General features: G+C 63.9%; 10 protein-coding genes. 4 read left to right on the top strand and 6 right to left on the bottom strand.

What is annotated here, in order from left to right; all coding sequences use genetic code 11:
* Positions 1-63: 63 nt before the first annotated feature.
* Positions 64-1,269, top strand: a complete 1,206-nt coding sequence (locus CXY83_RS13725; protein WP_104197890.1) for a thiolase family protein — start codon at positions 64-66, stop codon at positions 1,267-1,269.
* Entirely contained in the window at positions 1,266-3,434 is a 2,169-nt protein-coding gene (locus tag CXY83_RS13720) for a 3-hydroxyacyl-CoA dehydrogenase NAD-binding domain-containing protein (protein WP_104197889.1), read from the top strand. Before CXY83_RS13725 ends, CXY83_RS13720 begins: the two co-directional genes overlap by 4 nt.
* A gap of 139 nt (positions 3,435-3,573) precedes the next feature.
* On the opposite strand, the gene dxs is transcribed toward CXY83_RS13720, so the two are convergent.
* From dxs to dut, 5 genes are all read right to left on the bottom strand, one after another.
* A complete protein-coding gene (dxs, locus tag CXY83_RS13715; protein ID WP_104197888.1) occupies positions 3,574-5,523 on the bottom strand; it encodes a 1-deoxy-D-xylulose-5-phosphate synthase in 1,950 nt (649 codons plus the stop codon).
* Positions 5,524-5,671: 148 nt separating this feature from the next.
* Complete coding sequence (locus CXY83_RS13710) at positions 5,672-8,518, bottom strand: aconitate hydratase (RefSeq protein WP_104197887.1); 2,847 nt, start codon at positions 8,516-8,518, stop codon at positions 5,672-5,674.
* Positions 8,519-8,726: 208 nt separating this feature from the next.
* The gene (locus CXY83_RS13705) at positions 8,727-9,548 is read right to left on the bottom strand and encodes a DUF3159 domain-containing protein (RefSeq protein ID WP_104197886.1); all 822 of its coding nucleotides are present in this window, start codon (positions 9,546-9,548) and stop codon (positions 8,727-8,729) included.
* Between the two features lie 7 nt (positions 9,549-9,555).
* The gene (locus CXY83_RS13700; RefSeq protein ID WP_104129212.1) at positions 9,556-10,146 is read right to left on the bottom strand and encodes a DUF3710 domain-containing protein; all 591 of its coding nucleotides are present in this window, start codon (positions 10,144-10,146) and stop codon (positions 9,556-9,558) included.
* 35 nt (positions 10,147-10,181) lie between these two features.
* Positions 10,182-10,691: a dUTP diphosphatase gene (dut, locus tag CXY83_RS13695; protein WP_104197885.1), complete on the bottom strand. Its 510-nt coding sequence runs from the start codon at positions 10,689-10,691 to the stop codon at positions 10,182-10,184.
* A gap of 38 nt (positions 10,692-10,729) precedes the next feature.
* On the opposite strand from dut, the gene CXY83_RS13690 reads away from it, so the two are divergent.
* Positions 10,730-11,182 carry a DUF3093 domain-containing protein gene (locus tag CXY83_RS13690; protein WP_104197884.1) on the top strand — a complete coding sequence of 151 codons (453 nt, stop codon included), beginning with the start codon at positions 10,730-10,732 and terminating at the stop codon, positions 11,180-11,182.
* A gap of 9 nt (positions 11,183-11,191) precedes the next feature.
* On the opposite strand, the gene CXY83_RS13685 is transcribed toward CXY83_RS13690, so the two are convergent.
* Entirely contained in the window at positions 11,192-11,485 is a 294-nt protein-coding gene (locus tag CXY83_RS13685; protein ID WP_092112645.1) for a DUF4193 domain-containing protein, read from the bottom strand.
* 200 nt (positions 11,486-11,685) lie between these two features.
* Between CXY83_RS13685 and sepH the strand changes: the two genes are divergently transcribed.
* On the top strand, positions 11,686-12,822 hold the full coding sequence (sepH, locus tag CXY83_RS13680; RefSeq protein ID WP_104197883.1) for a septation protein SepH: 1,137 nt from the start codon (positions 11,686-11,688) through the stop codon (positions 12,820-12,822).

The following is a 12,822-nucleotide window of genomic DNA, read 5'->3' as shown; positions in this document are numbered from 1 at the left end:
CACCCTAGGATCGGTTCAGAGCTAACAGGCCGCTTCGGATCTGTTTGACGTACGGGAGGCATTGTGGCCGAAAGAGCAGAAGTCGTTTTTGTGGATGGAGTTCGAACCCCGTTCGGACGCGCCGGCGACAAGGGTATGTACTGGAACACCCGAGCGGACGACCTCGTCGTCAAGGCGATTATCGGGCTGATGGAACGAAACCCCGGTGTACCGCCCGACCGCATCGATGATGTCGCTATCGCAGCCACGACCCAGACCGGCGACCAGGGTTTGACCCTCGGGCGTACCGCCTCTCTACTGGCCGGTCTTCCGAAATCGGTCCCTGGTTTCGCGATTGACCGCATGTGCGCCGGGGCGATGACCGCCGTCACCATGATGGGGTCCTCCATCGGTTTCGGCGCTTATGACCTCGCCATCGCCGGCGGTGTCGAGCACATGGGCCGCCACCCGATGGGGTTCGGGGCAGACCCGAACCCGCGATTCCTTTCCGAGCGGCTGGTCAGCGAAGACGCGCTGAACATGGGCGCAACTGCCGAACGCATTCACGACCGGTTCCCCGAGTACACCAAGGAACGCTCCGATCGGTTCGCGCTGCGCAGCCAGCAGAAGGTCGCCGCCGCCTACGAGGCCGGGAACATTCAGCCCGACCTGATTCCCGTTGCCACGCGCAGCGAATCCGGCTGGGGCCTCGCAACCCGCGACGAAGCACCGCGCCCGGACACCACACTCGAGGGCCTCGCAACCCTCCGCACGCCGTTCCGGTCGCATGGCCGCGTCACGGCGGGCAACGCGTCCGGGCTGAACGACGGCGCATCCGCTTGCCTGATGGCGAGCGGCGCCACGGCCAGGGAACTCGGGCTCGGCGTGAAGATGACCATGATGAGCTTCGCCTTCGCCGGAGTGGAACCGGAGGTCATGGGCCTGGGGCCGGTGCCCTCCACCGAGAAAGCACTGCGCAAGGCCGGCCTGTCGATCAACGACATCGGTTTGTTCGAACTCAACGAAGCCTTTGCCGTACAGGTCATCTCCTTTCTCGACCACTTCGGCATCGACGACGAAGATCCCCGCGTGAACGAATACGGCGGGGCGATCGCGCTGGGGCATCCGCTCGCCTCCTCCGGCGTTCGACTGATGAACCAGCTCGCGCACCAGTTCAAATCGCACCCCGAGGTGCGCTATGGCCTGACCGCAATGTGCGTCGGCCTCGGCCAGGGCGGCTCCGTGATTTGGGAAAACCCGCACTTCAACAAGAAGGCAGCCAAACGATGACGACCACTGATTACAATTCCCTCGACTTCAGTTCGCTCGTCGCGATCTCCGGTGACGAGGTCGTCACGCACTCCTTTGTGCGCGATGTGCCGCTGGCCGCTGGCCGTACGCTCGCGCTGGTCACCCTTGACAATGGGCGCGACCACACCCGGCCGAATACGCTCGGCCCGGTCACCCTGCTGGAGTTCGCCGCCACCATGGACGAACTCACCGCTCGTGCTGGGCGCGGCGAGATTCACGGTGTCGCCGTCACGGGCAAGCCGTTCATTCTCGCCGCCGGCGCCGACCTCAGCAAGGTCGCCGAAATTCCCTCGCTCGCGGCCGGCAAGCTACTCAGCCAGCTTGGCCACCACGCCCTCGGCAAGCTCGACACGCTCGGCGTACCGTCGTTCGTGTTCATCAACGGGCTCGCGCTCGGCGGTGGGCTCGAAATCGGGCTGAATGCCGCATACCGCACCGTGGACGCGTCCGTACCCGCAATCGCGCTTCCCGAGGTTTTTCTCGGTCTGATCCCCGGCTGGGGCGGCTCGTATCTGCTGCCCAACCTGATCGGCATCGAAAATGCCTTGAAGGTCGTCATCGAGAACCCCCTCAAGAACAACCGCACCCTAAGTGGAACGGATGCCCTCGCGCTCGGTATCGCGGACGTCATGTTCACGTCGGCGCGGTTCCTCGAAGACTCCATCAATTGGGCCGACGGCGTCATCGCGGGCAGCGAGAAGGTGTCGCGGCCCAATGCGCCCGGCAAGATCGAGCGCCTCGTCAAGTGGGACGTGGCCGTCGGCATCGCCCGCAAGATGCTCGTCAACCGCATCGGCGAGGTCGCCCAGTCACCGTATGTGGCGCTCGACCTGCTGCAGGCGGCCAAGAGCGGCAGTCGCGCCGAAGGTTTTCAGCGCGAGGATGACGCACTGGCCGGCCTCATCGCCGGCGATCAGCTGCAGGCGAGCATCTACGCCTTCAATCTCGTTCAGAAGCGCGCCAAGCGGCCGGCCGGAGCGCCGGACAAGAAACTGGCCCGACCGATCACCAAGGTCGGCGTGATCGGCGCTGGCCTTATGGCGAGCCAGTTCGCGCTGCTGTTCGTGCGGCGCCTCAAGGTGCCCGTCGTCATCACCGACTTGGACCAGGCCCGCGTCGATAAGGGTGTGGCGTACATCCACGACGAAATCGCCGCGCTCCAGGCCAAGAACCGCATCTCCCCCGACGAGGCAAATCGCCTGCGCGCACTCGTCACCGGCACGACCGACAAATCGTCGTTCTCCGACGCCGACTGGGTGATCGAGGCTGTCTTCGAAGAACTGGGTGTCAAGCAGTCGGTATTCGCCGAGATCGAAAAGGTCATCTCGCCCGACGCGATTCTGGCCACCAATACCTCGTCGCTCTCGGTCGAACAGATCGGCGCGAAGCTCGCGCACCCGGAGCGCCTGGTCGGGTTCCACTTCTTCAATCCGGTTGCCGTGATGCCACTCATCGAGGTGGTGAACACGCCGCAGACCAACGAAGTGACGCTCGCCACCGCGATGGTCATCGCCGGTAAGCTGCGAAAAAACGCCGTGATCACCAGGGACACTCCCGGCTTCGTGGTCAACCGAGTGCTCGCCAAGCTGCTCGGCGAAGCCATGCACGCCGTGGATACCGGCACGCCGTTCGAGGTCGTGGAAGCCGCCGTAGCGCCGTTCGGACTGCCGATGACCCCGTTCGAGTTGCTCGAGCTCGTCGGTCTCACCGTGGGCGCTCACGTGCTCGACACGCACCACGCGGCGTTCCCCGAACGCTTCTTCGAGAGTGACAACCTGCACAGGCTCGCCGAGCACGGCAAGATTCTCGAGCGCGACGGCAAGGGACGTCGCACGGGCTTCGACAAGGGCGCACTGAAGATCGTCGCCGGCGGCGCCACACCGATGACGGCCGAGAAGATTCTGCAGCGGGTTGAAGACGGCCTGGTCGACGAGATCAAGCGAATGCTGGACACAGACGTCGTGCACGCGGCCGAGGACATCGACCTGTGCATGATCCTCGGAGCCGGCTGGCCGTTCCAGATGGGCGGCATCACCCCGTACCTCGATCGCGTCGGCGCGAGTGAGCGAGTGTTCGGCGGTACGTTCCACACGCCGCCGATCCGCGGTATCGCTGCATCCGTGCCCGCGGTCACCCGCAGCTAACCGGGCCTCCGGGCGGCCTGGTAACGGGCCCACCTTGTGAACGCGGGCCCAGTTTATAAACTGGGCCCGCGGACGGGGCCCGGGCCCCGTCCGTATTTAAGACAGGACCGGAGGGGACAGTGCGAGACGGCGGAGGGGGCTAGTCGCGGCGGGTTACCTGGATGGCACCGGTGTCGGTGTAATCGGCAGGCAGCGGCCGCGCGTTGGGAATCTTGCTGCCGAGCACCATCGCGACCACGTCGCGGGCAATCACCTGCGGGGTCAACCCGACCCGCTCGAGAATCTGGGCACGGGTACCGTGATCGAGGAACTGATCGGGCAAACCGAGTTCGGTCACCGCCGTGTCGACGCCCGCCTCCCGGAGGTCCTGACGGATCCGCGTGCCGATCCCACCCACGCGAATGCCGTCTTCGATCGTGACGACGATACGGTGCGCGGCCGCGAGGCCGATGATGCTCCGCGGCACGGGGACGACCCAGCGTGGGTCGACGACGGTTGCACCGATGCCCTGGGCGGCGAGGCGGTCAGCTATGTCGAGCCCCATCGCCGCCATGGGGCCGACTGTCACAATGAGGACGTCGAGCTGGGTGGATTCCTGGAGCACGTCAACACCGTCGTGGAGGCGGCGAATGGCATCGAACTCGACCCCGACGGTGCCCTTGGGATAGCGCAGGACCGTCGGTCCGTCGTCGACGACAACGGCCTCAGCCAGTTCTTCGCGCAGCCGAACAGAATCGCGCGGCGCCGCCAGGCGAATATTGGGAACGACTTGCAAAATAGCGAGGTCCCACATGCCGTGGTGGCTGGGGCCGTCCGGCCCGGTTACCCCGGCGCGGTCGAGAACGAAGGTGACCCCGGCTTTATGCAGGGCAACGTCCATCAGTACCTGGTCGAAGGCGCGGTTGATGAACGTTGCATAGAGCGCGACGACGGGGTGCAGACCACCGTAGGCCAGGCCGGCCGCGCTGGTCACCGCGTGTTGTTCGGCGATTCCCACGTCGTGCACGCGGGAAGGGAAACGCTCGGCCATCTTGTGCAGGCCGATCGGACGCAGCATGGCGGCGGTGATGCCCACGATGCGCTCGTTGCCGATCGCTAACTGCAATAGTTCGTCGGCGAAGACCGAGGTCCAGGATTCTGCACCGGATTCTTCGACGGATTCGCCGGTTTCCGGGTCGATCTGCCCGACCGCGTGGAACTGGTCGGCGATGTCCTTGACGGCCGGGTCGTAGCCCTTACCTTTTTGCGTGATGGCGTGCACGATGACCGGTGCGCCGTAACCCTTGGCCTGGGTGAGGGCCTCTTCCATCGCGTGTACGTCGTGCCCGTCGATGGGACCGATGTATTTGATGTCGAGGTTGGAGTACAGGGCTTCATTGTTGGTGACCCGGGCGAGGAAACCGTGCATGCCACCGCGCACGCCGCGCCAGACTGCGCGTCCGGGAGCGCCCAGGCGATCGAACACGTCTTTGCTGGTGAGGTAGGCATCCCGGTAGCTGGCCCGCGTGCGGATGGTGTTGAGGAAACGCGCCATGCCGCCGATGGTCGGTGCGTAGGATCGCCCGTTGTCGTTGACCACGATGATGAGCTTGCGGGTATTGTCGTCGCTGATGTTATTGAGCGCTTCCCAGGTCATTCCCCCGGTCAGTGCCCCGTCGCCGACGACGGCGACGACGTGTCGGTCAGTCTGGCCAGTGATTTCAAAGGCGCGAGAGATGCCGTCGGCCCAGGACAGCGAGCTCGACGCGTGTGAACTCTCGACGATGTCGTGTTCGGACTCGGACCGCTGTGGGTAGCCGGCAAGCCCCTCGAGCCGGCGCAGCTTGCTGAAGTCCTGGCGCCCGGTGAGCAGCTTGTGCACGTAGGACTGGTGACCGGTGTCGAAGACGATGGGGTCGATCGGCGAATGAAAAACCCGGTGGATGGCAATGGTCAGCTCAACGACGCCGAGGTTGGGACCCAGATGCCCACCGGTCTTGGAAACCTCCCGCACGAGAAAGGAACGGATCTCGCTGGCCAGCTGGGGCAGCTGCTCTTTCGAGAGACCATCGAGGTCCCGGGGACCATGAATTGTCTCCAGAAGGATCATCCGTCACACCTTTCACGTCGTTTGTTCACGAATCTGTTGAATTGGTTGAACCGGCACTGACACAAACCGGCGCCCAGACCCGAATGAATCGAGTCTACGCGCCGGTGTCGTGTTGGTAGAGCGAGGCGCTTCCAGCCCGCTTACTGGCTTAGACGAGCGAGCGCAGCACGTACTGCAGGATGCCGCCGTTACGGTAATACTCGGCCTCGCCCGGCGTATCGATGCGCACGATGGCGTCGAACTCGACCGGAGCCTTGCCTGCTGCCGAGAATTCACTCGGAGCGCAGGTCACGTGCACGGTCTTCGGGGTCGTGCCGTTGTTCAGCTCGGTGATACCCGAAACCGAAACGATCTCGGTACCATCGAGGCCGAGCGAATCGGCGCTCTGACCCGCCGGGAACTGCAGCGGCACAACACCCATACCGATGAGGTTCGAGCGGTGAATGCGCTCGAAGCTCTCCACGATGACGGCCTTGACGCCGAGAAGGCTCGTGCCCTTGGCTGCCCAGTCGCGGCTGGAACCCGAGCCGTACTCCTTGCCACCGAAGATGACGAGCGGAGTTTTGGCGGCCTGGTAGTTCTGGCTGGCATCGTAGATGTCGGCCTTCGGTCCTCCGGCGACGGTGAAGTCGCGCGTGAAGCCACCCTCGACGTTGTCGAGGAGCTGGTTGCGCAGGCGAATGTTCGCGAACGTTCCACGAATCATGACCTCGTGGTTACCCCGGCGCGAGCCGTAGGAGTTGTAGTCGCCACGTTCGATGCCGTGCTCGGCCAGGTAGCGGCCGGCTGGGCCGTCTGCCTTGATGGAACCGGCCGGGCTGATGTGGTCGGTGGTGACGGAGTCGCCGAGCTTGGCGAGTACGCGAGCACCGGAGATGTCGACGACCGGGCTGGTTTCCAGGGTCATTCCATCGAAGTACGGAGGCTTCCGCACGTAGGTGGACTCAGCGTCCCAGGCGAAGGTGTCGCCGACGGGAGTTTCGAGCGACTGCCAGCGCTCGTCGCCGTCAAAGACCCCGGCATACTGGGTCTCGAACATGTTCGAGTCGATCGACTCGTCGATGGTCTTCTGCACCTCGTCGGCATCAGGCCAGATGTCCTTGAGGAACACGTTGTTGCCCTCTTGGTCAGTGCCGAGCGAGTCGGTGTCGAAGTTGAAGTTCATCGTTCCAGCCAGGGCGTAGGCAATGACGAGCGGCGGGCTGGCCAGGTAGTTCATCTTCACGTCGGGGTTGATGCGTCCCTCGAAGTTGCGGTTACCCGAAAGCACCGCGGTAACGGCGAGGTCGTTCTCCTGCACTGCGGTGGAGATTTCATCTTCGAGCGGGCCGGAGTTACCGATGCAGGTGGTGCAGCCATAGCCAACAAGATAGAAGCCGAGATCTTCGAGGTAACCGTTCAAGCCGGCCTTCGCGTAGTACTCGGTGACGACCTTGGAGCCGGGAGCGAGCGTGGTCTTGACCCACGGCTTGCTCTTGAGGCCCTTGAGGCTCGCGTTGCGGGCCAGCAGGCCGGCCGCGAGCATAACGCTCGGGTTCGACGTGTTGGTACAGGAAGTGATGGCCGCGATCGCAACGGAACCGTTGTCGATCGTGAACTCACGGCCGTCGGCCAAGGTGACGTCGGTCGGCTGCGGGTGCGACTGCGTCGGGTGGCTGGTGTGGCGGGCCAGGCCGCTCTCGAACGCGTGGTTGTGCGCGGTCTCTTCGTCTTGCGGAGTAAGGCCGATCGGGTCTGAGGCCGGAAAAGTGCCCTCTATTGCCGCGTCCACGAGGGATACGGGCGCATTGGCGTAGTTGTCCAGGTCGCGCTCGAACTGGGTCTTGGCCTCGGAGAGGACGATGCGGTCCTGCGGACGCTTCGGTCCGGCGATCGAGGGAACGACCGTGGAGAGGTCGAGCTCGAGGTACTCGCTGAAGACCGGCTCCTGGTCGGGGTTGTGCCAGAGTCCTTGCAGCTTGGAGTAGGCCTCGACCAGCGCGACCTGCTCCTCGCTGCGGCCGGTGAGGCGCAGGTAGCCGAGCGTGACGTCGTCGATCGGGAACATGGCGGCCGTCGAGCCGAACTCGGGGCTCATGTTGCCGATGGTGGCGCGGTTGGCGAGCGGGACAGAGGCCACGCCCGATCCGTAGAACTCGACGAACTTGCCGACGACGCCGTGCCCCCGCAGCATCTGGGTGATGGTGAGCACGACATCCGTTGCGGTGACGCCGGCCGGGATGATTCCGGAGAGCTTGAAGCCGACAACCTTCGGAATGAGCATGGAGACCGACTGGCCGAGCATGGCTGCTTCGGCTTCGATTCCGCCGACGCCCCAGCCGAGCACGCCGAGGCCGTTGACCATGGTCGTGTGCGAGTCGGTGCCGACACACGTGTCGGGATAGGCCTGCAGAACGCCGTTGACCTCTCGCGTCATGGTGACGCGCGCGAGATATTCGATGTTGACCTGGTGCACGATGCCGGTTCCCGGCGGAACGACCTTGAAGTCGTCAAACGCGGTCTGGCCCCAGCGGAGGAACTGGTAGCGCTCACCGTTACGTTCGTACTCGATTTCCACGTTGCGTTCGAACGAGTCGGTCGTGCCGAACAGGTCGGCCACGACGGAGTGGTCAATGACCATTTCGGTCGGGGCGAGCGGGTTGATCTTTTTGGCGTCGCCGCCGAGTTCGACGAGGGCTTCGCGCATGGTAGCGAGGTCGACGATGCAGGGAACACCGGTGAAGTCCTGCATCACGACGCGAGCCGGCGTGTACTGGATCTCGGTGTCGGGCTCAGCGGTTGGTACCCACGCGCCGAGAGCGCGAATGTGCTCGGCGGTGATGTTGGCGCCATCCTCGGTGCGGAGGAGGTTCTCGAGCAGTACCTTCAGGCTGTATGGGAGCTTCTCGTAGCCGTCGACCGCGTCCAGACGAAAGACTTCATATTCCGTCGATCCGACGCGCAGGGTGTCTTTGGCTCCGAAGCTGTTTACCGCGGTATTTGTTGATTCCGACACAATGCCCTCTCCGTTGTGGGAGCCGACGGGAGACCGGCGGCAATCCTCAATTCTTCTGGCAGGCACAGCCTCGTGCCAGCAAGGCAAGCCTAACCAGCGGATGCCGGGAGCTGCCTTTTTCCATCGAGTTGCCCGGCGACTCCTCGCCGAACAACTATCTTGACGTCGAGATAACTCTAGCAGGGAGAGCGGGTGTCCGAGTCGTCATTCACACCGCATCAGCGGCATCCGCTTTGCGATAGACCGAGCGCACCATGAGCCACGAAACGATCAGGAGCGGCGCATACAGCGGGATGCCCATGAGGAGTTTCATCGTGGCGAGCAATTCGACGTTGTCAGCCAGGTAGAGCGGCAGCTGCACGGCCAGACGAGCCAGAAAGAGACCGGTCCAACACAGGGTGAGGATGGTCAGCACCCGGCGCTTCGACGCGTCGAGGCGCCAAGCGACACCGTCGCCCATGAGAAAACCGACGGCCACGCCGATGAGCGGCCAGCGCACGAGTACGGAGACCAGCAGGGCAGCACCGTAACCGGCGTTGGTCCACAGGCCGACCAGAAAGAAGTCGGACGGTTTGCCTGAGAACAGTGCCAGCGCGACGCTGATCGCCGTTCCGACCAGGCCACCGAGTGCGGGCGTCGTGGTCTGCCTGGTGATCGCCCGCAGGGCGACGAAGATCACGCCGATCACGAGCGGCGCCACGAGCGAGGGCAGCAGAGTTCCGATCGGGTCGCTCGTCACATCAGTGGAGGGATCGATAGTGAGCGAGTAGGTGATCAGGAAGACCAGGCCCGGCAGGACAGCTTCAATCAGGCCGCGAATGCCGCCCATGGCCACCAGCAGCGCCTGGCCACTGATCGGCTTTCCCTCGGTTGCCGCGCCAAACCCGGCGCGCCGCGCTGCGCCGGCCATCGACTCAGCAAACAGTCCGGAGGTTGTCGGAGTCAATGCGTCTTTCGGCTCGCCACGCGGTTCACCAGACGGCTCGGGCTGACCGGGCTGCTCGGGCCGCTCTTTGGGGGTGTCGCTCATCGCCTGTTTAGACTGCGGTGGTTTCGGACGCGCCGGCGGGGGTGGCCGGCATGCGCAGCGGAATCAGATCGCGCGGCGGCATCGGTGTGGACCCGCGCACGACGACGATGCTGCGGAACAGGTCTTCGATCTGCGTGGCAGCATCGGGGTCGATTGCGCCCTCGCCCGCGATGACGCCCCGCAGGAACCAGCGCGGACCGTCGACACCGATGAAGCGCGCGAGGCGGGTGACACCGCCGGCTTGCTGTCCGGCCGCGACGGGGATCTCGGCGACGAGTTCGGGGCCGAAGGGGCCTTCTCGCGGAGTCGTGGTTCCACCCTGCTTGCCGATCTGGTCGGCGATCTGCTCTCGAATTTCATGCCATAGGCCGCTCGAGCGCGGCGCGGCGAACGGCTGTACCTGCAAAGTCGACCCGGCGAAGTCAAGGCCGATGGCTACCACTCGCTTACTGCCCTCTTCGATTTCGAGGCGCAGGTGCAGACCCTCCCGTGGAAGGATTTTGATCCCACCGAGGTCCACGTACGGACGCACCGGGTTGGCCTCTGATTCGTCGAGCGGGCCCTCGGTTTCGCGGTCTTCGGGTGCCGACTTCGGCATCGATTCGGGGATCTCCCCAGAGTTCGTGAGGTCACTCACCGGTTGTCTCCTGACTGCGGGACCGTAGGGCCCGATACTGGCGCGCTGTTGGAAGTGCTGGTTGCCGCGCGGGGCAAAACTCCGGTCGAGCCAAAACCGCTCTCGCCACGCTGACTGCCGGGCAGTTTGTCGACGGCAATGAATGTGGCACGAACGACAGGCATCACGATGATTTGGGCGATGCGATCGCCGATCGCGATCGTGAACGACTCATTCGGATCGGTGTTCAGCAACGCCACCTTGATTTCACCGCGGTAGCCGGCATCCACTGTTCCGGGCGAGTTCACGATCGTGATGCCATGTTTGACCGCAAGGCCGCTGCGAGGAACGACGAAAGCCGCAAAGCCATCGGGAAGGGCGATCGACACGCCGGTACCGACAAGTGCACGGGTTCCCGGGCCGAGCACGACAGCCTCGGCAGCATGCAGGTCAGCCCCGGCATCACCGGGGTGTGCGTAGATTGGGAGGATGGATGCCTGGATCAGTACTTCGACGCTTTCTGCCACGTGTCGAGGGTAGTGCAGATATCTGATCGAATAGAGCCATGCCTGAATACCGCGAAAAACTGTGGCCCAACGTATGGGCCTTCCTTGTCACCGCCCTGGTGATACCGGCGAGCATTCTCGTGCTCGTGCCGATTTCCCTGTTTGCGGGTATCGTCACGGCCGCCGTTTTGTACGGCGGATGCGTGCTGCTGCTCGTGCTGGCCGCGCCGGTCGTACGCGTTCAGAACGGCGTACTGACCGCCGGCCCCGCCACGATCTCCACCGGGCTGCTCGGCGAAGCAACGGCATATGAGAAGACCGAAGCGACCCAGGAGCGCGGAACCCGATTGGACGCCCGAGCCTGGCTGCTCATTCGCGGATGGATCGACCCGGTTGTGCGCGTGCCCATCGTCGATGCGACCGACCCAGCACCGTACTGGATCATCTCCAGCCGCCACCCAACACAATTGGCCGCCGCGATCAATGAATCGCGAACGGCCAACGTGGAATAAAGCGAAGGTTTAAGAGTCGCACTCCAAGCAGACGGTGCCGAGCTTGGTCTCGTGGCCCATCTGCGAGCGGTGCTTCACAAGGAAACAATTCACGCAGGTGAACTCGTCGGCCTGCGCGGGCAGAACGACGACATCGAGGTCCAGGTCGGACAGGTCAGCGCCCGGAAGGTCAAACCCCCCAGGGTTGTCGGAGTCGTCGACATCAACGCTGCCGGACATCTTGTCTGGCACACGTTCCTTAAGAGCCTCGATCGACTCAGAGTCGTCTTCAGTCTTTCGGGGTGCGTCGTAATCGGTTGCCATGCCCATCCATTTCAGTTACGCCGAAAAACGAAATCGGCGGCCACAGTTTCCAACAATCCAGACGGAATAGCAAACCGTCCGCCAACCTTTTTATTCGGACACGAAGAAACAACTTGCGGCACGCCCGGCGTATTCCCGCGAAAAGGCACCAACTCGTGGCAGTCTTGCAGCCAACGGTAATCGCGAGAGGGCTTGTCTTCATGCAGGAATTGAAGGTTATTGGAGTTGAGAACGGTGCGCTGCTCGCAGCGTCCGAAGATGGCGACCGATATCGCATCGCCATCGACGAAGTTCTTCAGTCCCGGCTTCGCCAAACCCAGACGGAGCGCGTCAACGCTCCCAAGCTCTCCCCGCGGGAAGTTCAGGCGCACATTCGCTCTGGAATGTCCGCCGAGGACGTCGCTGCGGTCACGGGGGCATCACTCGACTACGTACGCCGCTTCGAGGGCCCGGTCGTCGCCGAGCGGGAGTACATCGTCTCGTCGGCGTTGAGCGTTCCGGTGCACACCGCCATCGACCCGGATCCGATCGACGAGAACGTCAACTTCGGCAGTGTCATTCGCGAACGGCTCGCCTCCCTCGGGGCCACCGGTGAGCGCTGGGCGAGCTGGAAAGAACCCGGTGGCGGCTGGATCGTCAAATTATCGTTCACCGCCGACGAGATCGACCATGACGCTCGGTGGGCTTTCGAACCGAAGAAGAATGCTTTGTCTCCGGTTGGTAGCGAAGCCATCGCGCTGTCCCAGCAGGGGGAGCTCAAGGGCTCGTTGATTCCGCGCCTGCGTGCCGTCGGCTCCGAGACGAGCGCGGCCGACGTATCGCGTTTCGACAGTAACGCCTTCAACTTCAAGGAATCCCTCGCCGACGAGATTCTGAACGACACCAGCCCCAACCTCGAAGCCGTCCCGTACTCGCGCTCGCTGAGCCGGGACGATGCGGTGTCGAAAGCGGCGATCAAGCGTGCCGCAGAACCGGCCTCGAACATGAGCGAAACCGCCGACCTCCTAGAATCTTTGCGTCGACGACGCGGTGAACGCGAAGCGGCGTCGAGCGGGGATGCGTCTGCAGCCAAGCCGGTGGCATCCGCTTCGGTGCCGGTTTCCACCGAACCATCCCGGCCCCGGCCCGCGACTCCGACCGCCGCCACGGTCACCGATGAGGCCACTGCGGCGCCATCCACCACTCCTGAGCCGACCGGCAATGCCTGGGCCAACCAGGCTGCCCGCGCCCAGGAACGCACGAACCACACTCGTACGACACCTAAACGCGGCCGGGCATCCATGCCGAGCTGGGACGAGATCGTGTTCGGCGCTCGCACCGACGACGACTTGGGCTAA

This window comes from Cryobacterium sp. M15 (assembly GCF_002929675.1).
Lineage (GTDB): Bacteria > Actinomycetota > Actinomycetes > Actinomycetales > Microbacteriaceae > Cryobacterium > Cryobacterium lyxosi.
The sequence above is the reverse complement of the archived record's forward strand: the minus strand, read 5'-3'. Positions and strand labels throughout refer to the sequence as shown.